The sequence below is a fragment of the Serratia sp. LACPHL-BACT-2024-00286 genome (assembly GCF_043109535.1).
Lineage (GTDB): Bacteria > Pseudomonadota > Gammaproteobacteria > Enterobacterales > Enterobacteriaceae > Serratia > Serratia sarumanii.
In genome coordinates this window covers 1,092,878-1,116,675 of the sequence record NZ_JBICNA010000001.1, presented here as the reverse complement: position 1 = coordinate 1,116,675, position 23,798 = coordinate 1,092,878, and the positions used below count along the sequence as shown (strand labels likewise).

General features: G+C 58.4%; 23 protein-coding genes and 1 other annotated feature. Of the genes, 16 read left to right on the top strand and 7 right to left on the bottom strand.

The window, feature by feature from the left end; all coding sequences use genetic code 11:
- Window positions 1–135: 135 nt before the first annotated feature.
- A complete protein-coding gene (locus tag ACF8MC_RS05260) occupies window positions 136–696 on the top strand; it encodes a YniB family protein (RefSeq protein WP_033638308.1) in 561 nt (186 codons plus the stop codon).
- Between the two features lie 35 nt (window positions 697–731).
- On the opposite strand, the gene ACF8MC_RS05255 is transcribed toward ACF8MC_RS05260, so the two are convergent.
- The 6 genes from ACF8MC_RS05255 to ghoS form a co-directional block, all read right to left on the bottom strand.
- Window positions 732–1,601, bottom strand: coding sequence for a fructosamine kinase family protein (locus tag ACF8MC_RS05255; protein WP_033642864.1), 870 nt, complete (start codon window positions 1,599–1,601; stop codon window positions 732–734).
- A 239-nt stretch (window positions 1,602–1,840) separates the two neighbouring features.
- Window positions 1,841–2,695 carry a metal ABC transporter permease gene (locus tag ACF8MC_RS05250; RefSeq protein WP_164105106.1) on the bottom strand — a complete coding sequence of 285 codons (855 nt, stop codon included), beginning with the start codon at window positions 2,693–2,695 and terminating at the stop codon, window positions 1,841–1,843.
- Window positions 2,695–3,555 (bottom strand): iron/manganese ABC transporter permease subunit YfeC, encoded by an 861-nt coding sequence (yfeC, locus tag ACF8MC_RS05245; protein WP_033638311.1) that lies wholly within the window; start codon window positions 3,553–3,555, stop codon window positions 2,695–2,697. The genes ACF8MC_RS05250 and yfeC overlap by 1 nt, the downstream gene beginning before the upstream one ends.
- Window positions 3,555–4,445: a manganese/iron ABC transporter ATP-binding protein gene (locus ACF8MC_RS05240; RefSeq protein WP_033638312.1), complete on the bottom strand. Its 891-nt coding sequence runs from the start codon at window positions 4,443–4,445 to the stop codon at window positions 3,555–3,557. Before ACF8MC_RS05240 ends, yfeC begins: the two co-directional genes overlap by 1 nt.
- Window positions 4,442–5,386, bottom strand: a complete 945-nt coding sequence (locus ACF8MC_RS05235; protein ID WP_033638313.1) for a metal ABC transporter substrate-binding protein — start codon at window positions 5,384–5,386, stop codon at window positions 4,442–4,444. Before ACF8MC_RS05235 ends, ACF8MC_RS05240 begins: the two co-directional genes overlap by 4 nt.
- Before the next feature lie 131 nt (window positions 5,387–5,517).
- A complete protein-coding gene (gene ghoS, locus ACF8MC_RS05230) occupies window positions 5,518–5,817 on the bottom strand; it encodes a type V toxin-antitoxin system endoribonuclease antitoxin GhoS (protein ID WP_033646321.1) in 300 nt (99 codons plus the stop codon).
- Between the two features lie 109 nt (window positions 5,818–5,926).
- Here ghoS and ACF8MC_RS05225 point away from each other — a divergent pair, with 109 nt between their 5' ends.
- The 6 genes from ACF8MC_RS05225 to ACF8MC_RS05200 all read left to right on the top strand — a co-directional run bounded on the left by ACF8MC_RS05225 (window position 5,927) and on the right by ACF8MC_RS05200 (window position 13,584).
- Complete coding sequence (locus ACF8MC_RS05225) at window positions 5,927–6,592, top strand: transglycosylase SLT domain-containing protein (RefSeq protein WP_004931439.1); 666 nt, start codon at window positions 5,927–5,929, stop codon at window positions 6,590–6,592.
- 307 nt (window positions 6,593–6,899) lie between these two features.
- Entirely contained in the window at window positions 6,900–7,625 is a 726-nt protein-coding gene (locus ACF8MC_RS05220; RefSeq protein ID WP_033646320.1) for a gluconate 2-dehydrogenase subunit 3 family protein, read from the top strand.
- A 2-nt stretch (window positions 7,626–7,627) separates the two neighbouring features.
- Window positions 7,628–9,409 carry a GMC family oxidoreductase gene (locus ACF8MC_RS05215; RefSeq protein WP_004931432.1) on the top strand — a complete coding sequence of 594 codons (1,782 nt, stop codon included), beginning with the start codon at window positions 7,628–7,630 and terminating at the stop codon, window positions 9,407–9,409.
- A gap of 12 nt (window positions 9,410–9,421) precedes the next feature.
- Window positions 9,422–10,759 carry a cytochrome c gene (locus tag ACF8MC_RS05210; protein ID WP_033638319.1) on the top strand — a complete coding sequence of 446 codons (1,338 nt, stop codon included), beginning with the start codon at window positions 9,422–9,424 and terminating at the stop codon, window positions 10,757–10,759.
- Window positions 10,760–11,016: 257 nt separating this feature from the next.
- Window positions 11,017–12,300 carry a serine/threonine protein kinase gene (locus ACF8MC_RS05205; RefSeq protein ID WP_033638320.1) on the top strand — a complete coding sequence of 428 codons (1,284 nt, stop codon included), beginning with the start codon at window positions 11,017–11,019 and terminating at the stop codon, window positions 12,298–12,300.
- A gap of 150 nt (window positions 12,301–12,450) precedes the next feature.
- A complete protein-coding gene (locus ACF8MC_RS05200) occupies window positions 12,451–13,584 on the top strand; it encodes an ABC transporter substrate-binding protein (RefSeq protein ID WP_033646319.1) in 1,134 nt (377 codons plus the stop codon).
- A gap of 36 nt (window positions 13,585–13,620) precedes the next feature.
- Here the strand turns inward: ACF8MC_RS05200 and ACF8MC_RS05195 are convergent, their stop codons facing one another.
- Complete coding sequence (locus tag ACF8MC_RS05195; RefSeq protein WP_033653915.1) at window positions 13,621–14,310, bottom strand: MarC family NAAT transporter; 690 nt, start codon at window positions 14,308–14,310, stop codon at window positions 13,621–13,623.
- 384 nt (window positions 14,311–14,694) lie between these two features.
- Here ACF8MC_RS05195 and ACF8MC_RS05190 point away from each other — a divergent pair, with 384 nt between their 5' ends.
- From ACF8MC_RS05190 to pheT, 9 genes are all read left to right on the top strand, one after another.
- A complete protein-coding gene (locus ACF8MC_RS05190; RefSeq protein WP_039566428.1) occupies window positions 14,695–15,744 on the top strand; it encodes a hypothetical protein in 1,050 nt (349 codons plus the stop codon).
- Between the two features lie 239 nt (window positions 15,745–15,983).
- Complete coding sequence (locus ACF8MC_RS05185; RefSeq protein WP_060430087.1) at window positions 15,984–16,607, top strand: hypothetical protein; 624 nt, start codon at window positions 15,984–15,986, stop codon at window positions 16,605–16,607.
- Window positions 16,608–16,822: 215 nt separating this feature from the next.
- Entirely contained in the window at window positions 16,823–18,751 is a 1,929-nt protein-coding gene (gene thrS / locus ACF8MC_RS05180; protein ID WP_025159696.1) for a threonine--tRNA ligase, read from the top strand.
- Window positions 18,752–18,754: 3 nt separating this feature from the next.
- Window positions 18,755–19,306, top strand: a complete 552-nt coding sequence (gene infC, locus ACF8MC_RS05175; protein WP_048233542.1) for a translation initiation factor IF-3 — start codon at window positions 18,755–18,757, stop codon at window positions 19,304–19,306.
- 98 nt (window positions 19,307–19,404) lie between these two features.
- Entirely contained in the window at window positions 19,405–19,602 is a 198-nt protein-coding gene (gene rpmI / locus ACF8MC_RS05170; RefSeq protein ID WP_004931418.1) for a 50S ribosomal protein L35, read from the top strand.
- Window positions 19,603–19,645: 43 nt separating this feature from the next.
- A complete protein-coding gene (rplT, locus tag ACF8MC_RS05165; RefSeq protein WP_004931417.1) occupies window positions 19,646–20,002 on the top strand; it encodes a 50S ribosomal protein L20 in 357 nt (118 codons plus the stop codon).
- Window positions 20,003–20,115: 113 nt separating this feature from the next.
- Window positions 20,116–20,238: a sequence feature (Phe leader region), on the top strand.
- A complete protein-coding gene (gene pheM, locus ACF8MC_RS05160) occupies window positions 20,120–20,164 on the top strand; it encodes a pheST operon leader peptide PheM (protein WP_121626058.1) in 45 nt (14 codons plus the stop codon). Its footprint overlaps the feature before it by 45 nt.
- Window positions 20,239–20,410: 172 nt before the next feature.
- Window positions 20,411–21,394, top strand: coding sequence for a phenylalanine--tRNA ligase subunit alpha (gene pheS, locus ACF8MC_RS05155; RefSeq protein ID WP_060387686.1), 984 nt, complete (start codon window positions 20,411–20,413; stop codon window positions 21,392–21,394).
- A gap of 14 nt (window positions 21,395–21,408) precedes the next feature.
- Window positions 21,409–23,796 carry a phenylalanine--tRNA ligase subunit beta gene (gene pheT / locus ACF8MC_RS05150; protein WP_047567827.1) on the top strand — a complete coding sequence of 796 codons (2,388 nt, stop codon included), beginning with the start codon at window positions 21,409–21,411 and terminating at the stop codon, window positions 23,794–23,796.
- Window positions 23,797–23,798 lie beyond the last annotated feature (2 nt).

The window sequence follows — 23,798 nt, the reverse complement described above, 5'->3', positions numbered from 1 at the left end:
GACGGCGTTAAGCAGTTGATTTCGGCGAATTCGGCTAAGCTTGTAGCACAGCGGGAATGAAGAAAACGGTGGGCGAGCTTTGCCAACTGCAGGTAGACTTAGCCGATTCGGTTACGTCGCTAACAAGGGGAACACATGACGTATCAACAGGCCGGGCGTATCGCCATTTTGAAACGCATTCTCGGATGGGTGGTTTTTATCCCGGCGTTGCTGTCGACGCTGATTTCCGTGCTGGGCTTTGTCTACCAGCACAGTGAAAAAACCAAGGGCATCAACGCGGTGATGCTGGATTTTGTCCACGTGATGGTGGACATGGTGCGTTTCAATACGCCGTTCCTGAACCTTTTCTGGTACAACTCCCCGGTGCCTGACGTGGATAAAAGCCTGTTCAGCGGCGCCAATCTGATGTTCATCATCATCTACATCCTGATCTTCGTCGGGCTGGCGCTGCAGGCTTCCGGCGCGCGCATGTCGCGCCAGGTCAAGTTCATCCGCGAAGGGTTGGAAGACCAGATGATCCTGGAGCAGGCCAAGGGCAGCGAAGGGCACACGCGCCAGCAGCTGGAGGAGCGCATTACGCTGCCGCACCACACCATCTTCCTGCAATACTTCCCGCTGTACATCCTGCCGATCGTGATTGCGGTGATCGCCTGGTTCGTGATCCGCCTGTTGGGGCAGTTGGCCGGCGCGGCCTGAGGCATGAACGGGGCGCCGAGCGGCGCCCCGGAACGTTACGACGCCTCGGGCTGCAACAGCGCCTCCACCGCGCGTTGCGCAGCCACCAGATGCTGGCCGCCGAACAGGTTGCTGCGGTTGAGCAGGTAGTACAGCTGATACAGCGGCTGGCGCTCGATAAACCCGGCACCCAGCGGCCACACGCTCTGATAGCCGTCGTAGATCTGCGGCGGCAGCTCCGGATACAGCGGCAGCATCGCCAAATCGCACTCTCGGTCGCCCCAGTAACTGGCCGGGTCGAACAGAATCGGCCCGTTGGCGGTCATCGCGCAGTTGCCCGGCCACAGGTTGCCGTGCAGCAGGGAAGGCTGCGGCTGGTGGTGCTGCAAGCGCAGATACACCCGATCGACGATGTCGTCGATATCGCCGAAGGTCATGCCTTTCTCCGCCGCCAGCTGCAGCTGCCAGCCGATGCGCTGCTCGGCGAAAAATTCCGACCAGCGGCGCTGCCAGGCGTTGGGTTGCGGGGTGGTGGTCAGATCGCTGTCGAAGTCGAGACCGAACTGCGGTTGCTCGCTCCACTGGTGCAGATGCGCCAGCTGCTGGCCCAGGCAGTAGGCGCCGTGGGCGTCGAGGGGTTTCAGCTGCTGATACTCCAGCAGCAGGAAGCTGTAGTCGCGATCGCTGCCGACGCCGTACACTTCCGGCACCCGCACGCTTTTGCTGCGCGCCAGCAACGCCAGCTGATCGGCCTCGGCGGTGAATATCGGCAGTTGTTCACGGGCGTCGCATTTCACGAACACCTCGTTGTCACCGTAACTCACGCGCCACGCCGGGTGAATGTCGCCCCCGGGCAGTTCAATCCTTTCGCGTATCTCTGCGCTGCCAAGATGTTCACTTAACAGACGGCTAACGGCTTGCCACATGGTATCTCCCCCTCTGTGCTGCCTGATAATTCATTAGGTTAGCGTCTTTCCCGTGGTGAAAACACGACGCGGCGCACAGCCGGCGTCAAAGGCGGCGATTTTTTCAGCGTCTCGCCAGCTCAAAGTATATACCCTATTGATTAATTTAAGCGCAATACCGGTTGCAACTTGATGACAACAACGCAATGAGCGGGGGCAGGCGATGCGGCGAGCAGAGGGCATCGCCGCATCGAAGGTAATTAACCGACGGTGAGGGCGGTTTGGTTACGCTGTAACGGACGCAGCTTGCTGTACAACAAGGCGATAACGAACAGCACGGCCTGTACGATGACGATGCAGGGCCCGGTGGCACCGTCGATGTGGAAGCTGATCAGGGTGCCAAGCACGCAGGAGAACACCGACACCACCGTCGCCACCACCAGCATGCGTTCGAAGCGGCGGCACAGCATAAAGGCGATGATGCCCGGGGCGATCAGCATGGCGATCACCAGGATCACCCCCACGGCCTGCAGCGAGGCGACGATGGTCATTGCCAGCAGGCACAGCAGCCCGTAGTGCAGCAGCTTGACCGGCAGGCCAATCACCCGCGCATGATGCGGATCGAAGCAGTACAGCATGAAGTCTTTGCGCTTGAGCAGCACCACCGCCAGGGTGATGCCGGCGATGAGCAGTGTTTGCTTCAGCTCGCCGTCGGTAATGCCCAGCATGTTGCCGAACAAAATGTGGCTCAGGTGCTGGTCGGTATCGATGCGCGAGAACAGCACCAGGCCGAAGGCGAACATGCCGGAGAAGACGATGCCCATCACCGTGTCTTCTTTCACCCGGCTGTTCTCTTTCAGGTAACCGGTGGCTACCGCACAGAAGATGCCGGAAAGGAAGGCGCCGATCGCCAGCGGAATGCCGACCACGAACGCCACCACGATGCCGGGCAGCACCGCGTGCGAGATGGCGTCGCCCATCAGCGACCAGCCTTTGAGCACCAGGTAGCAGGAGAGCACGGCGCACACTACGCCGGTGACGATGGCGGCGACGATCGCCCGCTGCATGAACGGGTAGGCGAAGGGTTCGCTGAGCAGTTGATACAGAGTGTCCATCAGCGGCCTCCGGTTTGCGAATGCGCCACGCGGCGCCGGGACGCCAGCAGGCCGTGTTTCGGCGCGAAGAAGAACGCCGCCAGGAACACCAGCGTTTGCAGGGTGACGATCACCCCCCCGGTGGCGCCGTCGAGGAAGAAGCTCAGGTAGGCGCCGATGCCGCTGGTCAATGCGCCGATGATGATGGCGATGATCACCAGCCGGCTGAAGCGATCGGTCAACAGATAGGCGGTAGCGCCCGGCGTGATCACCATGGCGATGACCAAAATGGCGCCGACGGTTTGCAGCGCGGCGACGGTGCAGGCGCTGAGCAGGGTGAAGAACAGGATCTTCAGCCGCAGCGGCGACAGGCCGATCGACACCGCGTGGCTTTCGTCGAAGAACACCGCCAGCAGGTCTTTCCACACCAGGCACAGGATCAGCAGCGAAACGCCGATAATGATTTCCACCTGCAGCACGTCTTCATCGGCGATGCCGAGGATGTTGCCGAAGATGATCGACTGCACGTTGACCGAGGTGGGGTTGAGCGACACGATCAGCAGGCCGACGGCGAAGAAGGTGGAGAAGATAAAGCCGATGATGGCGTCTTCGCGCAGCCGGGTGATGTGGCGCACCAGCGTCATCGCCAGCGCCGCCAGCATGCCGGTAAAGAAGGCGCCGGCGGCGTAGGGCAGGCCGAGGGCGTAGGCGCCGGCCACGCCGGGCACCACCGAGTGCGACAGCGCATCGCCCATCAGCGACCACCCTTTTAACATCAGGTAGGCGGAGAGGAACGCGCAGGCGGCGCCGACGATGGCGCTGACCCAGATGGCCTTCACCATGTAGTTGTAACTGAAAGGTTGCAGCAGAAGGTCCAGCATCAGGATTGTTTCTCCCTGGCCTGGCTGTTGGCCGGCGGATCGCTCTTGGTGTGGCCGTAGAACACCGCCGGGCGCTCATCGTCGGTCAACACCGTAACGGTGCGCGGATCGTTGTCATCGTGCAGATCCGGGCCGGAGAGGTTGATATGGCGCAGCACGCCGCCGAACGCCTGCTCCAGATTGCTCTGGGTGAAGGTGGTTTCGGTCGGGCCGGCGGCCAGCACCGTGCGGTTGATGAGGATCACCCGATCGCAAAACTCCGGCACGCTGCCGAGGTTGTGGGTGGAGACCAGGATCAGGTGCCCCTCGTCGCGCAATGCGCGCAGCAGATCGATAATGGCATTCTCGGTTTTCACATCCACGCCGGTGAACGGTTCATCCAGCAGCAGCACGGTGCCCTGTTGCGCCAGCGCGCGCGCCAGAAACACGCGCTTCTTCTGGCCGCCCGACAGCTCGCCGATCTGCCGGCCGCGCAGCTCGCTCAGGCCGACGCGCTCCAGCGCCTTGTCGACCCGCAGCCGATCCTCGCGCGACGGAATGCGCAGGAAGTTCATCTTGCCGTAGCGGCCCATCATCACCACGTCTTCCACCAGCACCGGGAAGTTCCAGTCGACGTCTTCGGTCTGCGGCACGTAGGCGATCAGATTCTTTTTCAGCGCCTCCGCCACCGGTTTGTCGCTCAGCGACACCCGGCCGGCGGTGGGCCTGACCAGGCCCATGATGCTTTTGAACAACGTCGACTTGCCGCTGCCGTTGACGCCGACCAGCGCGCAGATCGAACCGCCGCTCAGGGTAAAGCTGGCGTTGTGAATGGCGGTGTGTCCGTTGTTGTAGGTCACTGTGACGTCGTCCACGTTCAACTCAGGGCGGACAAACGGTTCATGGGTCATTGATCGAATCCTTTGGCGATGGTTTGCACGGTGGTGTTAAGCAGGTCGATGTAGGTCGGCACCGGACCGTCGCGGGTGGACAGCGAGTCTACGTACAGCACGCCGCCGTATTTGGCGCCGGTTTCTTTCGCCACCTGTTTGGCCGGCTTGTCGGAAATGGTGCTCTCGCTGAACACTACCGGAATATGGTGGGCGCGCACTGCGTCGATCACCCGGCGCACCTGCTGCGGCGAGCCTTGCTCATCGGCGTTGATCGGCCACAGATAGACTTCTTTCAGCTGATAGTCCTGCGCCAGGTAGCTGAAGGCGCCTTCGCTGGTCACCAGCCAGCGCTGTGCGGCCGGAATGCGCGCCAGGCGTTCGCGCAGCGGGGCGTCCAGCGCGCCGATTTTCTCTGCGTAGGCCTTGGCATTGCGGTTATAGGTTGCCGCGTTGGCCGGATCGTGCTCCACCAGCGCTTTGCGGATGTTCTCGATGTACACCAGCGCGTTGCTCGGCGACATCCAGGCGTGCGGATTAGGGTTGCCGTTATACGGCCCTTCGCGGATCGGCAGCGGGGTAATGCCTTCGGTGACTACCGCCGCCGGCACCTGCTTGATGTTTTCGAAGAAACGCTGGAACCAGCGTTCCAGGTTCATGCCGTTCCACAGGATCAGGTCGGCGTGCTGCGCTTTGACGATATCGCGCGGGGTCGGTTGATAGTCGTGGATCTCGGCGCCCGGCTTGGTGATGGATTCTACCACGGCGGCATCACCCGCCACGTTCTGGGCGATGTCCTGAATGATGGTAAAGGTCGTCACCACGCGCAGCTTTTTTTCCGCCAGCGCGTTTTGGCTGACCAAGGCGGCGCCGAGCAGCAGGCAGGCGAGCGTGAAAGGGCGTAACAGTGTGGCAGCGCGGAAAGGGCGACTGCGACGAAAAGCGCAACTTATCAATGGCATGATGACGTCTCCTGGTTCAAATGAAAATGATTATCAATATCAATTGAAGCGAAGTCAAGCGTCACTTGCCCACCGCCGGCGGGGTACATCTCCAACTGAAAAAATAATACCCTCCGGGAAGTTATAGCATTTTATGTATCAGTATGTAACCGCTGAAGGTAGTCCTTACAGGCGCATATCGCCACCTCCGGCTGTTTTCCCAATGCCAACTGGCCGAACCCCTGTGCCAGGCGCTGTACATCCTCTTGATCCAGCACGGTTATGAACGCAAAACTGTTGCTGCCGAGCTCATGGTGCACGCCATTTTCGTCTGTCACCGACGTGACAAAACCTTCGCGCGTCAATTGCCCGGTCAGCTTCGCCAGGTCGGTTAATCCCTCTTCCTGATAGCGAAAAGTCACCACAAAGCAGTTTGTTGCAGATTGACTCATAAATCACCTCTTGGTATATGGATAGCTTGAGATTAGCCCAAAAAATTACTGCAGGTGTCCTTACAAGTTGTATATGCTACGCAACTCATTGAAAGGAGTGAGGGATTCTGTGAAAACAAAAATAGGTTGCCTTACGGCAATTTTGCTTTTGTCGGGGTGCGCCAAAGATCCGCAAACGGCAAGCAATATTTCAGGCAGTGGCACAACGCGCGGCGGTTGGTTAAAACCCCCTCCGCAGGCACCGGTAAACCGCACAGGCACGCCGGTTGCCTATAACGATTACATTCGTCAGGCCGCCAGCAACTACGGCGTTGACGAAACGCTGATTAAAGCGATTATTCAGGTGGAGTCCGGGTTTAACCCGAACGTGGTCAGCACCTCGAACGCAGTGGGATTGATGCAGCTTAAGGCTTCTACCGCCGGCCGCGACGCCTATCGCATGAAAGGAAGAAGCGGGCAACCCAGCTCGCGTGAGCTGAAGGATCCGGCGGTCAATATTGATCTGGGAACGGCCTATATCAATATTCTTCAAAGCCAGCAGCTAGCCGGGATCAACAACCCACAGACTTTGCGTTATGCCACCATCGTTTCGTACGTGAACGGGGCGGGGGCCATGTTGCGTACCTTCTCATCGGACAAGCGCGTGGCGGTCAATCGCATCAATCAGATGAGCCCGGATGAGTTTTATCAGCACATCCAGAAAAAGCATCCGGCGCCACAGGCACCGCGCTATTTGTGGAAGGTGACCACCGCCTATCAGGCGATGTCGCAGTAACCCTCTCTCTTGTCGAATCGGCCGCTGAACGCGGCCGATTTTGTTTCCGGCACCGTTCCAGCGCGCGAGCTGCTTCTCATTTTTCGTTATTTCCTCACCGCTTATCGGAAAAACCGCACGAAAAGTTAAATTTACGTTAGCAGATAAATCTTTACGTTCATTCAATAAGTTACCGGTAACATTTTTGCGCTTGGATGCATTCTGACCTTCAATAAATATACAAATAAGTAACAAATTATTTTAAAAACCCGTATCGATCGCAAGGTTGCGGTTAAATAGTTGTGACTATCTTTGGATGGAATGTGACATGTCGAATCATAAAACCAACAATTCGCGGCGCGATTTCTTGTTGAAATCGATGACCTTAATTCCTGCGGCGGTAATTGGTGGCAGCGGCGTTGGCGCGCTGACGGCACCGACACCGGCGGTCGCGGCCTCGAACACCTCAACGCAGAACGATTACCAACCGACCTTTTTCACCCCGGAAGAGTGGGCCTTCATCAAGGCCGCCGTGGCGCGCCTGATCCCGGCCGACGAGCGCGGCCCAGGCGCACTGGAAGCCGGCGTGCCGGAGTTTATCGATCGCCAGATGAATACCCCGTACGCCACCGGCGCCATCTGGTACATGCAGGGGCCGTTCAACCCCGATGTGCCGAAGGAGATGGGCTATCAGCTGCCGCTGGTGCCCAAGCAAATCTACAACCTCGGCATCAGTGACGCCGACGCCTACAGCAAGAAAACCGCCGGCAAGGCCTTCGCCGAACTGGATGGCGCGCAGCAAGACGCCATGCTGCAAAAGTTCGAGTCCGGCGAGGCGGAGTTCCCGCAGCTGCCGTCGAAACTGTTCTTCTCCTATCTGCTGCAAAACACCCGCGAAGGTTTCTTCAGCGATCCCATCCATGGCGGCAACAAAGACATGGTGGGCTGGAAGCTGATTAATTTTCCGGGCGCGCGCGCCGATTTTATGGACTGGGTTGAGCGAGGGGAGCGTTATCCCTTCCCGCCGGTCTCGATTCGTGGGGAGAGGGGCTAAGCATGGCAACGGTAATGAAAAAAGTAGACGCGGTGATCGTCGGCTTCGGCTGGGTGGGCGCGATCATGGCCAAAGAGCTGACCGAGGCCGGCCTCAACGTGGTGGCGCTGGAGCGCGGCCCGATGCGCGATACCTATCCGGACGGGTCTTATCCGCAGGTGATCGACGAGCTGACCTATAACATCCGTCGCAAACTGTTCCAGGATCTGTCGAAAAGCACCGTCACCATTCGCCATAACAGCAGCCAGACCGCGGTGCCTTACCGCCAGCTGGCGGCGTTCCTGCCGGGCACCGGCGTCGGCGGCGCCGGTTTGCACTGGTCGGGCGTGCATTTCCGCGTCGATCCGATCGAACTGCGCATGCGCAGCCACTATGAAGAGCGCTACGGCAAAAACTTCATTCCGAAGGACATGACCATCCAGGACTTCGGCGTGACCTACGACGAGCTGGAACCGTTCTTCGACAAGGCGGAGAAAGTGTTCGGCACCTCCGGCACCGCCTGGACCATCAAAGGGCAGAAAGTGGCGCAGAAGGGCGGCAACCGCTTTGCGCCGGATCGCTCCGACGATTTCCCGCTGCCGGCGCAGAAAAATACCTACTCCGCCCAACTGTTCGAGAAAGCGGCGCTGGAGGTGGGTTACCACCCTTACAACCTGCCGTCCGCCAACACCTCGGATTCTTACACCAACCCGTACGGCGCGCAGATGGGCCCGTGCAACTTCTGCGGTTTCTGCAGCGGCTACGCCTGCTACATGTATTCCAAGGCCTCGCCGAACGTCAACATCTTGCCGGCGCTGCGCATGGAGAAACGCTTCGAGCTGCGCACCAACGCCAACGTGCTGAAGGTCAACCTGACCGACGACAAGTCCCGCGCCACCGGCGTGAACTACGTCGATGCGCAGGGGCGCGAGATTGAACAGCCGGCCGATCTGGTGATCCTGGGCGCGTTCCAGTTCCACAACGTGCACCTGATGTTGCTGTCCGGCATCGGCAAGCCTTACGATCCGGTGACCGGCGAGGGTGTGGTCGGGCGTAACTTCGCCTACCAGAACATGACCACCATCAAGGCGTTCTTCGATAAAGACGTGTTCACCAACCCGTTTATCGGCGCCGGCGGCAACGGCGTGGGCGTGGACGACTTCAACGCCGACAACTTCGACCACGCCAAAGAAGGCTTCGTCGGCGGTTCGCCGTTCTGGGTCAACCAGGCGGGCACCAAGCCGATCTCCGGTCTGCCGACGCCTCCGGGCACCCCGGCCTGGGGCAGCAAATGGAAAGCGGCGGTGGCGGATGCTTACACTCACCACGTTTCGATGGACGCCCACGGCGCGCACCAGTCGTACCGCAACAACTATCTGGATCTCGATCCCAACTACAAGAACGTCTTTGGCCAGCCGCTGCTGCGCATGACGTTCGACTGGCAGGAGAACGACATCAAGATGGCGCAGTTCATGTACGACAAGATGGCGCCGATCGCCAAGGCGATGAACCCGAAACTGATCGCCGGCAGCCCGAAAAACGCCAACAGCCACTTCGACACCACCAGCTACCAGACTACCCACATGAACGGCGGCGCGGTGATGGGGGAAGATCCGAAGACCAGCGCGGTCAACCGCTATCTGCAGAGCTGGGACGTGCACAACGTGTTCTCGATCGGCGCATCGGCCTTCCCGCAGGGGCTGGGCTACAACCCGACCGGCACCGTGGCGGCGCTGGCTTACTGGTCTGCCCGCGCCATTCGCGAGCAGTATCTGAAAAACCCAGGCCCATTGGTGCAGGCATAAGGACGGCGAACGATGAAAGCATTTGTACCGGCACTGGTTCTCAGTGCAGTGAGTTTTTCCGTTTGGGCGCAGGACGCCACCGTCAGCAGCGAGCTGATCAAGCGCGGTGAATACCTGGCGCGCGCCGGCGACTGCGTGGCCTGCCACACCGACGGCAAGAGCGGCAAAACCTTCGCCGGCGGCCTGGCGATGGAGACGCCGATCGGCACCATCTACTCCACCAACATCACGCCGGACAAGAAAACCGGCATCGGCGATTACAGCTTCGAGGATTTCGACAACGCGGTGCGTAAGGGCGTAGCCAAAAACGGCAGCACCCTGTATCCGGCGATGCCGTACCCGTCGTTCGCGCTGGTGAAAGAAGACGACATGCGCGCCATGTATGCCTATTTCATGCACGGCGTGCAGCCGGTGGAGCAGGCCAACAAGGATTCCGACATCCCGTGGCCGCTGTCGATGCGCTGGCCGCTGAGCATTTGGCGCGGCATGTTCGCGCCATCGCCGGCGGACTTCGTCGCCGACGCCAAGGCCGATCCGATCATCGAGCGCGGCCGCTACCTGGTGGAAGGCCTGGGCCACTGCGGCGCCTGCCATACCCCGCGCAGCATCACCATGCAGGAAAAAGCGCTGAGCAACAGCGAAAGCGACGATTACCTGTCCGGCAGCAACGCGCCGATCGACGGCTGGGTGGCTTCCAGCCTGCGCGGTGATAACAAGGACGGCCTGGGCAGCTGGAGCGAAGCCGAGCTGACCGAGTTCCTGAAAACCGGCCGTAACGACAAGGCGATCGTATTCGGCGGCATGAGCGACGTGGTGGAGCACAGCCTGCAATACCTGAGCGATGACGATCTGACCGCTATCGCACGCTACCTGAAATCGCTGCCGCCGAAAGACGGCAAGCAGCAGGCGGCGCCGGTCGAAGACAGCGTGGCCAAGGATCTGTGGCGCGGCGACGACAGCAAGCCCGGCGCGGCGCTGTATGTCGATAACTGCGCGGCCTGCCACCGCACCGACGGGGTGGGTTACAAGCGCGCCTTCCCATCGCTGAAGGGCAATCCGGTGGTGCAGACCGAGGACGCGACCTCGCTGATCCACATCGTGCTGACCGGCAACACCACGCCGGCGGTGCAGGGGGCGGTGTCCAACATCACCATGCCGCCGTTCGGCTGGCGTCTGAACGATCAGCAGGTGGCGGACGTGGTGAACTTCATCCGCACCAGCTGGGGCAACAGCGCCAAACCGGTGAGCGCCTCCGACGTGGCCGACGTGCGTAAAGACCGCTCGATGATCCGCGACGAGAAGGAGATGGGCAGCGCCGAGGTGCCGGACCATCCGGACGCGAAGAAGTAAACCGTTTAAGGGCTCCGCAAGGGGCCCTTAGTTTTTACTGGGTGCGCCGGTTTTTTCAGCATTTCCTGTTCGTAAATCGTTCGTTCGGCCGATAAAACATAGACCCGCAACGGATTTTTCATTATCCTTTGCCGTCCTTTCATCAGGCGCAAGTATGAAATATCGCTTTAATTCACTGATTATTATTAAAAAATTCGCGGAGAAGGATATCCCGTTAGGCGCAATCGTTGGCGCCGCAGATTAAGGTAGACTGTCTCATGAGTACGATTTCTCCCGATTCAGGCACGCTGACGGCCGCTCAGCCCGCCAAATGGAACAAAACCGACACCGTCTGGATGTTCGGTCTCTATGCCACCGCGGTGGGCGCCGGCACGCTGTTCTTGCCGATCAACGCCGGCCTGAACGGCCCGCTGGTGCTGCTGTTGATGGCGCTGTTCGCTTTCCCGCTGACCTATTTGCCGCACCGCGCGCTCAGCCGCTTCGTGCTTTCCGGCTCCAGCCGCGACGGCAATATTCACGATGTGGTGGTCGAACACTTCGGCGTACTGGCCGGCAAAATCATCATGATGCTGTATCTGATGGCGTTCTTCCCGATCGTGCTGGTGTACAGCATTTCGATCACCAATGCGCTGGACAGCTTCCTGATCCACCAGTTCCACGTGGCGCCGCTGCCGCGCATCTGGCTAAGCCTGGCGGTGGTGGTGGTGCTCAATCTGGTGCTGCTGCGCGGCAAAGACAGCATCGTGGCGGCGATGGGCATGCTGGTGTTCCCGCTGTTGGTGTTCCTGATGGGCATTTCGCTGTACCTGATGCCGAGCTGGAATACCGCCAATTTCGTTCACGGCCTGGCCGCCACCCGCTTCGACACGCCGGGGCTGTGGCATTCGCTGTGGCTGGCGGTGCCGGTGATGGTGTTTTCCTTCAGCCATGCGCCGATCATCTCTTCCTTCGCCTCGACCCAGAAGAGCCTGTATGGCGATAAGGCGGAACGCCGCTGCGCGCGCATCATGCGCTACAGCTATGTGCTGATCTGCGTCACCGTGCTGTTCTTCGTGTTCAGCTGCGTGCTGAGTTTGTCCCATGAAGACATGCAGCAGGCGAAAGATCAGAACATCACGGTGCTGACCACCCTGGCCAACAAGTTTTCCAACCCGCTGATCGCCTATCTCGGCCCGGTGATGGCGATGCTGGCAATGGCGAAATCCTATCTCGGCACCTCGCTGGGGGTCACGGAGGGGGCGACCAGCCTGATCGACGGCGTCACGCGCGCGGTCGGCAAACCGCTCAGCTCGCGCATGACGCACCGCATCTCGGCGGTTTCGCTGTTCCTGCTCACCTGGGCGGCGACGGTGTGGAACCCCAGCGCGCTGCACATCATCGAAACCATCAGCGGCCCGCTGATTGCGGCTATCCTGTTTATCCTGCCGATGTACGCGGTGCGCGCGGTGCCGGCGATGCGCAAATACCGCGCGGCGAGCAACGTCTTCGTGCTGGTGATGGGCCTGATCGCGCTGTCGGCGCTGATTTACGGCCTGGTGTGATCCCCTGGGCGCGCCGCCTTCGGCGCGCCTCTCAATCCTGCGTTACACATCCCTTTGCAATTAATCGCCGGGTTGCCGGGCGTTATCTTTGATAATGCAAGCCATTCTCATTAGTATTTCCTGATTGCGTTCATGACTAAGGAGTCTTTCGTGCACCGTCGAATCACGTTGCCGGCGCTGATTTGCGCCGCCTTACTCGCCTCTCCGGCGATGGCCACCACCTATCCGCTGACCCTGACCGACACCTCCGGCCAGACCCTCACCCTCCAGCAAGAACCGAAACGTATCGTGGTGCAGGACGGGCGCGACATTCTCACGCTGGCGCTGCTCGATCGCGCCAACCCGTTCGGCCGGCTGGTGGCCTGGAATAACCTGCTGAAGAAAAGCGACGCGGCGACCTGGGATATCTTGCAGAGCAAATGGCCGGCGGCGAAAAACATCATCGATATGGGATTCAGCGACAAAGGTGAAGTGAATCTGGAGAGCGTGATCGCCAAGCGGCCCGATCTGATGATCGCCCAGCTGCGTTCCAAACCTTCGCTGAGCCAAACCGGCGTGCTGGATAAGCTCAAGGCGCTGAACGTGCCGGTGCTGTTTATCGACACCATGCTCAAGCCGGTGGAAAACACGCCGAAAAGCGTGACGCTGCTGGGGGAAACCCTCAACCGGGAAAGTGAAGCCAAGCAATATACCGATTATTATCAGCAGCATTATCAGGCCATTCTGGCCAAGACGCAGGCGGTGGAACCCAAGCCGCTGGTGTTCTTTGAAGCCAAGGCCGGCCTGAACGGGCTGGAGTCCTGCTGCTTCACCCATGCGCACGTCGGCTGGGGCGCGTTGGTGGAAGCGGTCGGCGCGCGCAATATCGGCTCTGCGCTGTTGCCGGGCGCGACCGGCGACGTGGCGCTGGAAAAGGTGATCGCCATGAAACCGGATGCCTACATCGTTTCCGGCTCGCAGTGGGCCAGCAAGACCAACGCCGCGGTGCCGTTCGGCTATGGCGTCACGCAGCAGCAGGTGGATGAGGCTTTCAATCGCATGAAACAGCGCCCGGGCTTCGCGCAGGTGTCGGCGGTGAAAGAAGGGCGGTTCTACGGCATCTACCATAACTTCTACAACCATCCGTACAACATTGTCGGGTTGGAGTATCTGGCGAAGTTTATCTATCCGGCGCAGTTCCCGGATCTGGATCCGGCCAAGACCTACAGCGAGATCCTCAGCCGCTTTACCGAAGTGCCGGAAGGCAAGGGCATTTTGGGCGCGCAGGCGCCGACGGGGAAATAACGGCAACGGGCGCGACGACGCGCCCGTTTTTGATCTTTAAGCGGCGGCCGGCGTATAGGTGGAGATGATCTCCAGCACGCCGTTGATGATGAACTGCACGCCCATGCACACCAGCAGGAAGCCCATCAGGCGCGAGATCGCCTCGATGCCGCTTTTCCCCACCAAGCGCATGATGGCGCCGGAACTGAGCAGGCAGCCCCACAGGATCACCGCGACCGTCAGGAAGATGGCGACCGGCGCCACCGCCAGCACCCAGGGTTCAAAACCCAGCGTGTTATCTTTGACGCTCGACGCTGAGCTGATGATCATCGCGATGGTGCCCGGCCCGGCGGTGCTCGGCATGGCGAGCGGCACGAAGGCGATGTTGGCCGAGGTCTTATGGCGCAGCTCGTGCGACTTGCTCTCCACCTCCGGCGCCTCATCGGCGCTTTGTTGCGGGAACAACATGCGGAAACCGATGAAGGCGACGATCAGGCCGCCGGCGATGCGCAGGCCGGGGATCGAAATGCCGAAGGTGTTCATCACCACCTGCCCGGCGTAAAACGCCACCGTCATGATGCAGAACACATAAACCGAGGCCATCAGCGACTGCTGATTACGCTCTTCGCGCGTCATATTGCCGGACAACCCGAGCAGCAACGCCACCGTGGTCAGCGGGTTGGCCAGCGGCAACAGCAGCACCAAACCCAGTCCGATGGCCTGGAATAACTGCAAAATACCCGTCATAAAAGAGACTCCCTGTGCAACGTTCAAGCCGCCACGCGGCGGCCCATGAGCTGAACAGCCTAGCCTGCCGTGCGCCTGGCGGCAATGGGGACAGCTCGTAACGTTCATTAACCGTCGGCCGGCGTTTCATCACTGCCGTTGCACTCGCCGGCGAGCTTCGGTCCATCCTCGCACCCCAGTGGCGCTTCATTGACCGCAATCGCCCGCGGCACCGAACGCTAGCCAAAATGCACCCGCCCATACAGCGTCGTTAATACTGGGTACATATTATTAATTATTTTTAACTGTTTTTACCGTTTAACCGCTTAAGAGATTAAACACTTCTATACTGGTAAGGCTTTGTGGCATTTCTTCATAATCGAAAAGCTTAAAAGGAGTTTTACTATGGAAGTGGCAAAAGAATGGGTAGCGGCGAAAAAAATCTCCTGGGGCAGCGTCATCGGTGGTGTGATCACCGTATTGGCTGTTTCACTGTTGCTGTCGACGTTGGGCACCAGTTTGGGATTTTCCATCGTGGATCCGACATCAGACGATCCGATCAACGGAGCCGGTACCACCGTAGTGATTTGGTCCGCTGTTTCAATCATCATTAGCTTGGCTGCCGGCGCTTTTATTGCCGGACGTTTGGCTGCTAATGACGGCCTTATTCATGGCTTCCTGGTATGGGCTACGTCACTGATTGTGGCGGCGGTGTTGGGTGGAATGCTGGTCGGGTCTGCAGTGAAGGCCACCGGTAATGCGCTGGGTGCTATCGCTTCGACCTCTGGCAGTTTGCTTTCCGGCGCCGGTTCCGCGATTGGCAAAGGGGCAACCGGGTTGGCAGACGTGGGCGGTAAGGTGTTTGACAAGTTGGGTATCGACACCACGTTGGAACCTGAACAGCTGCATGGTGATGTGGTTACGGCGCTCAAAAAAAGTGGTATTCCGTCATTGCAGCCTGAATTCATGCAGCAACAGTTGAATGCGGCCAAGACTGATTTGGCAGACGCAGTAAAAGCCCTGGCACTTCAGCCTGACAATAGCGATGCGATTATTAAGCAACTGGTCGACAAGCTTAAAAAACATGGTGAGGCCATCTCGCAAGATGTGGATCAAGACACACTGAAAAAAGCTCTGGTTGAAAATACCAATATGACGCCGCAGGAAGTGGACCAGACGGTGAAGAATTTGGTCGACGCCAAAAATAAAACTGCGCAGCTGGTTAATCAGCGCTTGGATGAAGCCGAAGCAAAAATCAATCAGGCAAAACAGGAGTATGCTGAGCTGAAACAGAAGGCGCGCGAACAGGCTGCCGCGGCTGCGGACGAATTGTCTCGGGCTGCCCTGTGGTCATTCTTTGCGTTGTTGATTGGCGCAGTGGTCAGTGCATTGGCAGGCTTGTGGGGCGTTAACACCAATGCCCGACGTGTAACCGTATCATCTCCGCAGGCGTAATCTCCAGGCTCGTTTGCGCGTCTCGATGATATAGGGATGAGAGCCTGAAATACCGACGACGATGAAATGACAGCCAGGAAAGACTGGCGCTTACCCCGGCCATGTGCCGGGGTTTTTATTGTTTGCGGCGTGATTAATGACCACCTTAATCGCTGTGTAGGGTATTAGGCATCAATTGCCACGATCCCTGGGGACAGGTGGATAACATAGATGCGCTGTAAATAATAATGAGTGTGATTATGAAACAAGAACTGCATATTTTGCTGGGGAAAGCCGTTACCTTTCTGCTCTACTGCGCTTTTTTGGCGGCCTTGGTCGGCCTGGTATTTATCGACGTACACTGGCTGCATAATTTCGTGCATGAAACCTCGCTGACCGAAGCGGCGCAGGAGCTGTTGCTGCTCGCCATCTCCGGCGGTTTCTTCGCCGCGGCCCGGCGGCAGGCTGAACGCCGCTCCGCCTGGATGCTGGTCGGCGGTTTCTTTCTCTGCATGCTGATCCGCGAGATGGATTTCGCCTTCGATGCGCTGTGGCACGGCGCCTGGGTGTGGTTCGCGCTGGCGGTCGCCTTGGCCTGCCTGGTGCATGCAGCGCGGCACATCGCGGCGGCGGTGCGCGGCCTGGCCTATTTCGTGACGCATCCCGCCTACGGCATGATGTGCGCCGGCCTGCTGTGCATTTTGGTGTTTTCACGCCTGTTCGGCATGAGCGCGCTGTGGCAAACGCTGATGCTGGACGGCTACAACCGGGTGGTGAAAAACATGGTGGAAGAGGGCTGCGAACTGCTGGGCTACGGCCTGTGCCTGCTGGCCACCCTCAGCTACATGAAAACCGTTTTTGCGCCGGCTGACGCGAAAGCGTGAGGGCGGCGCTTTATTTATCCGGAACAATTTTAGTGATACTATTCGCTTAGCCGAATGTGGCTGAGAAGGTATGCGTTCCATTCTGTATACCCAGTGAGGTTTCAATCTGGCAATTGTGGGCGAGATCTGAAACCTGGCTGACCAAACCCAAAATCCAATTTTCGTACTGCATGTGATCTGTCGTGTGGGTCACCACTGTAGATAAGGAATTATTAATGCCTGTTATTACCCTTCCTGACGGTAGTCAGCGTCATTTCGATCACCCCGTTTCCCCGATGGATGTCGCGCGCGATATCGGCCCTGGCCTGGCGAAAGCCTGTATCGCCGGCCGCGTCAACGGCGAGCTGGTCGACGCCGGCGATCTGATCGAATCGGATGCGCAGCTGGCCATCATCACCATCAAAGATGAGGACGGCCTGGAAATCATGCGCCACTCCTGTGCTCACCTGCTGGGTCATGCGATCAAGCAGCTGTGGCCGGATACCAAAATGGCGATCGGTCCGGTGATCGACAACGGTTTCTATTATGACGTGGATATCGACCGCACCCTGACGCAGGAAGACCTGGATCTGCTGGAAAAGCGGATGCACGAGTTGGCCGATAAGGATTACGACGTCATCAAGAAGAAGGTCAGCTGGCAAGAAGCCCGCGACACCTTCGCTGAGCGCGGCGAAATCTACAAAGTGGCGATCCTGGATGAGAACATCAGCCATGACGATCGTCCTGGCCTGTACCACCACGAAGAATACGTCGACATGTGCCGCGGCCCGCACGTGCCGAACATGCGTTTTTGCCACCATTTCAAGCTGCAGAAAACCTCCGGCGCTTACTGGCGCGGCGACAGCAAAAACAAAATGCTGCAGCGTATCTACGGCACCGCCTGGGCAGACAAGAAGCAGTTGAACGCCTACCTGCAACGCCTGGAAGAAGCGGCCAAGCGCGATCACCGCAAGATCGGCAAACAGCTCGACCTGTATCATATGCAGGAAGAAGCGCCGGGCATGGTGTTCTGGCACAACGACGGTTGGACCATCTTCCGCGAGCTGGAAGCCTTCGTGCGCATGAAGCTCAAAGAGTACCAGTACCAGGAAGTGAAAGGTCCGTTCATGATGGACCGCGTGCTGTGGGAAAAAACCGGCCACTGGGAAAACTACAAAGACGCCATGTTCACCACCGCGTCGGAAAACCGCGAATATTGCATCAAGCCGATGAACTGCCCGGGCCACGTGCAGATCTTCAACCAGGGCCTGAAGTCGTACCGCGATTTGCCGCTGCGCATGGGCGAGTTCGGCAGCTGCCACCGCAATGAGCCATCGGGTTCCCTGCACGGCCTGATGCGCGTGCGCGGCTTCACGCAGGATGACGCCCACATCTTCTGTACGGAAGAGCAGGTGCGCGCTGAAGTGAACGAATGCATCCGCATGGTGTATGACGTGTACGGCACTTTCGGCTTCGACAAGATCGCCGTCAAGCTGTCCACTCGCCCGGAAAAACGCATCGGCACCGACGACATGTGGACCCGTGCGGAAGAAGACCTGGCCGCCGCGCTGACCGAGAACGGCATTCCGTTTGAATATCAGCCGGGTGAGGGCGCCTTCTACGGACCGAAAATTGAATTTACCCTGCATGATTGTTTGGATCGCGCATGGCAATGTGGTACCGTGCAGCTCGATTTCTTCTTGCCGGGCCGTTTGGGCGCTTCGTATGTTGGCGAAAACAACGATCGCGTCGTGCCGGTAATGATTCACCGCGCCATTTTGGGCTCCATGGAACGTTTCATCGGTATCCTGACCGAAGAATACGCCGGGTTCTACCCGACTTGGATCGCTCCGGTGCAGGTGGTGGTGATGAATATCACCGACAGCCAGTCTGATTACGTCCAGCAATTGACCAAAAAACTGCAGGATGCAGGCATTCGCGTGAAAGCGGACTTGAGAAATGAGAAGATTGGCTTTAAAATTCGCGAACATACTTTACGTCGAGTCCCTTACATGTTGGTGTGCGGCGACAAAGAGGTCGAAGCAGGCAAAGTTGCCGTTCGTACCCGCCGTGGCAAAGACCTGGGAAGCCTGGACGTAAACGAAGTCGTAGACAAGCTGCTGAAAGAGATTCGCAGCCGTAGTCTTCATCAACTGGAGGAATAAAGTATTAAAGGCGGAAAACGAGTTCAACCGGCGCGTCCTAATCGCATTAACAGAGAAATTCGCGCGCAAGAAGTTCGCCTAACCGGCGTCGATGGCGAGCAGATTGGTATTGTCAGTCTGAATGAAGCTCTTGAAAAAGCTGAGGAAGCGGGCGTTGATTTAGTAGAAATCAGCCCAAATGCCGAACCGCCAGTTTGCCGAATCATGGATTACGGCAAATTCCTCTACGAGAAGAGCAAGTCGACGAAAGAACAGAAGAAGAAGCAAAAAGTTATTCAGGTCAAGGAAATCAAATTCCGTCCTGGCACCGATGATGGCGACTATCAGGTCAAACTACGCAACCTGATTCGCTTTCTGGAAGATGGCGATAAAGCCAAAATCACCCTGCGTTTCCGCGGGCGTGAGATGGCGCACCAGCAGATCGGTATGGAAGTGCTTAACCGCGTCCGTAAAGACCTGTGTGAAGATATGGATCTGGCAGTGGTCGAATCCTTCCCTACGAAGATCGAAGGCCGCCAGATGATTATGGTGCTCGCTCCTAAGAAGAAACAGTAAGGCTTACAAGTAATGGAACCCGCGCGGCGCTTGCGCTGTGTGGGTTTTATTCGCCCAACTGATTCGTTGTTTAACAATGCGAAGTGGATTTAATTAAAATGCCAAAGATTAAAACTGTACGTGGTGCAGCCAAGCGCTTCAAAAAAACCGGCAGCGGTGGTTTTAAGCGTAAACATGCCAACCTGCGTCATATTCTGACCAAAAAAGCAACCAAGCGTAAACGTCACCTGCGTCCGAAAGGCATGGTGTCTAAAAACGATCTGGTCCTGGTTACCGCGTGCCTGCCGTACGCATAAGCCATTTTTTTTGAATTTAGAATAAGACTTTAGGAGAGAGCATATGGCTCGCGTAAAACGTGGTGTAATTGCACGCGCACGTCACAAGAAAATTATGAAGCAGGCGAAAGGTTACTACGGTGCCCGTTCGCGCGTATATCGTGTTGCCTTCCAGGCAGTAATCAAAGCAGGCCAGTATGCTTACCGTGACCGTCGTCAACGTAAGCGTCAGTTCCGTCAGCTGTGGATTGCACGTATCAACGCAGCTGCTCGTCAGAACGGTCTGTCTTACAGCAAGTTCATCAACGGCTTGAAAAAAGCGTCGATCGAAATTGACCGTAAGATCCTGGCTGACATCGCAGTCTTCGACAAAGTGGCCTTCGGCGCACTGGTTGAGAAAGCGAAAGCAGCTCTGGCGTAAGTCAGTAGAAGAGGGAGCTTGCTCCCTCTTTTAATCTTTGTTTTCAGCGACAAATATTGACTTTCATTGTCCGCAGCTATATCACTGGTGGGCAATCATCGACAAGGTACCGCAATCATGCACGCAGCTATTTTTCGTTTCTTTTTTTACTTTAGCGCCTGATTTCAGGAGGCTTTGCGCGTAAGAAAAGAAACGAAAAGTAGCGCCTAAGCCTCCCTCGTGGAGGCTTTTTTGTTTTTGGCCATCGTCCCGCCTTGCAACGCGTTGCGGTGAGTACGGCTGGCGTTCAGCTCAGGTGAGCCGCCCGGCCGGCAACGCATTGAAAAGTCTTTGAAGATTGCTCAAAGGCGTGTTCGAATATAGATAACAATTACTTAGGGCCATCCCGGCCAGAGGAAGAGGAAAGCAATGCCACATCTCGCAGAGCTGGTTGCCAATGCCAAGGCAGCCGTAGAAGATGCCCAGGATGTTGCCGCGTTAGATTTGGTGCGCGTCGAATATTTTGGCAAGAAAGGTCATTTCACCTTGCAGATGCAGTCTCTGCGCGACGTCCCGGCGGAAGATCGTCCGGCGGCCGGCGCGGTGATCAACCTGGCCAAGCAGGAGGTGCAAGACGCCCTGAACGCGCGTAAGAACGCGCTGGAAAGCGCTGCGCTGAACGCGCGCCTGGCGGCTGAAACCATCGACGTCTCCCTGCCGGGCCGTCGCATGGAAAACGGCGGTCTGCATCCGGTGACCCGCACCATCGACCGTATCGAAACCTTCTTCGGCGAGCTGGGCTTCTCCGTTGCCACCGGCCCGGAGATTGAAGACGATTACCACAACTTCGACGCGCTGAACATTCCAGGGCATCACCCGGCGCGCGCCGACCACGATACTTTCTGGTTCGACGCCACGCGCCTGCTGCGCACCCAGACTTCCGGCGTGCAGATCCGCACCATGAAGAACCAGCAGCCGCCGATCCGCATCATTGCGCCGGGCCGCGTTTATCGTAACGACTACGATCAGACGCACACCCCGATGTTCCATCAGATGGAAGGGCTGATCGTCGATAAAGACATCAGTTTCACCAATCTGAAGGGCACGCTGCACGATTTCCTGAACAACTTCTTTGAAGAAGACCTGCAGGTTCGTTTCCGTCCGTCCTACTTCCCGTTCACCGAGCCGTCCGCTGAAGTGGACGTGATGGGCAAGAACGGCAAATGGCTGGAAGTGCTGGGCTGCGGCATGGTGCATCCGAACGTGCTGCGCAACGTGGGCATCGATCCGGAAGTTTACTCCGGCTTCGCCTTCGGTATGGGCATGGAGCGCCTGACGATGCTGCGTTACGGCGTCACCGACCTGCGCGCATTCTTCGAAAACGATCTGCGTTTCCTCAAACAGTTTAAGTAAGGCGGGAATATCACATGAAATTCAGTGAACTCTGGTTGCGCGAGTGGGTAAACCCGGCCATCAGCAGCGAAGCATTATCCGATCAAATCACCATGGCCGGCCTGGAAGTGGACGGCGTGGATCCGGTTGCCGGCGCGTTTAACGGTGTCGTCGTGGGCGAGGTGGTCGAGTGCGGTCAACATCCGAACGCCGACAAACTGCGCGTCACCAAGGTTAACGTAGGCGGCGATCGCCTGCTCGACATCGTCTGCGGCGCGCCAAACTGCCGTACCGGCCTGAAAGTGGCGGTCGCCACCGTGGGCGCGGTGCTGCCGGGCGACTTCAAAATCAAGGCCGCCAAGCTGCGCGGCGAACCTTCGGAAGGTATGCTGTGCTCGTTCTCCGAGCTGGGCATTTCCGACGATCATGACGGCATCATCGAGCTGCCGCTGGATGCGCCGATCGGCACCGACATCCGCGACTATCTGAAACTGAACGACAACACCATCGAGATCAGCGTCACGCCGAACCGCGCCGACTGCCTGGGCATCATCGGCGTCGCGCGCGACGTGGGCGTACTGAACCAGGTTGCGCTGACCGAGCCGGACATGAGCCCGGTGGCCGCCACCATCGACGCCACGCTGCCGATCCGCGTTGACGCGCCGCAGGCGTGCCCACGCTATCTGGGGCGCGTGGTGAAAGGTATCGACGTCAAGGCGCCAAGCCCGCTGTGGATGCGTGAAAAACTGCGTCGTTGCGGCATCCGTTCTATCGATGCCGTGGTAGACGTCACCAACTATGTGCTGCTGGAGCTTGGCCAGCCGATGCACGCTTTCGATCTGGGCCGCATCGACGGCGGCATCGTGGTGCGCATGGCGGAAGAAGGGGAAACCCTGACGCTGCTGGACGGCAACGAAGCCAAACTGAGCGCCGACACCTTAGTGATCGCCGATCATCAAAAAGCGTTGGCGATGGGCGGCATCTTCGGCGGCGAGCATTCCGGCGTCAACGGGGAAACTCAGGACGTGCTGCTGGAGTGCGCCTTCTTCAGCCCGCTGTCGATCACCGGCCGCGCACGCCGTCACGGCCTGCACACCGATGCGTCTCACCGCTATGAGCGCGGCGTCGATCCGGCGCTGCAGTACAAAGCGATGGAGCGCGCCACGCGCCTGCTGCTCGACATCTGCGGCGGCCAGGCCGGCCCGGTTATCGACGTAACCCACGAAAACGAACTGCCGAAGCGCGCCACCATCACGCTGCGCCGCGAGAAGCTGGATCGTCTGATCGGCCACGTGGTGCCGAGCGAGCAGGTCAGCGACATTCTGCGCCGCCTGGGCTGCCAGGTGACCGAGCAGGGCGACAGCTGGCAAGCGGTCGCGCCGAGCTGGCGTTTCGATATGGAAATCGAAGAGGATCTGGTGGAAGAAGTGGCGCGCGTTTACGGCTACGACAACATCCCGGATGTGCCGGTGCGCGCCGATCTGGTGATGACCCAGCATCGCGAAGCCGATCTGACACTCAAGCGCGTGAAGACCATGCTGGTCGATCACGGCTACCAGGAAGCGATCACCTACAGCTTCGTCGATCCGAAAGTGCAGGCGCTGCTGCACCCGAATGAAGAAGCGCTGATCCTGCCGAGCCCGATTTCGGTCGAAATGTCGGCGATGCGCCTGTCGCTGTGGACCGGTTTGCTGTCCGCGGTGGTGTATAACCAGAACCGTCAGCAGACGCGTCTGCGCCTGTTCGAAAGCGGCCTGCGCTTTGTGCCTGATAGTGCGGCAGATCTGGGTATTCGCCAGGACGTCATGCTGGCAGGCGTGATCGCCGGCCATACGCACGATGAGCATTGGGATCTGGCGCGCAAGCCCGTCGACTTCTATGATTTAAAAGGGGATCTGGAGTCTGTCCTCGAACTGACCGGTAAATTATCCGAAATTCAGTTCCGGGCGGAAGCCAATCCGGCCCTGCATCCAGGGCAGAGTGCGGCGATTTATTTGCACGGCGAACGCGTAGGTTTCATCGGTGTGATTCACCCGGAACTTGAACGTAAACTGGATCTTAACGGCCGCACCGTGGTGTTTGAACTGGAGTGGAACAAGCTTGCGAGCCGCGCCGTGCCTCAGGCGCGGGAGATTTCGCGCTTCCCGGCAAACCGCCGTGATATCGCCGTTGTGGTGGCTGAAAACGTCCCCGCAGAAGATATTTTGGCCGAGTGTAAGAAAGTTGGCGCAAATCAGGTAGTTGGCGTAAACTTGTTTGACGTGTACCGTGGCAAGGGCGTGGCAGAAGGTGACAAGAGCCTGGCTATCAGTCTGGTATTGCAGGATACCGCTCGTACACTGGAAGAAGAGGAGATAGCCGCTACCGTTGCAAAATGCGTAGAGGCTCTAAAACAGCGATTCCAAGCATCCTTGAGGGATTGAAC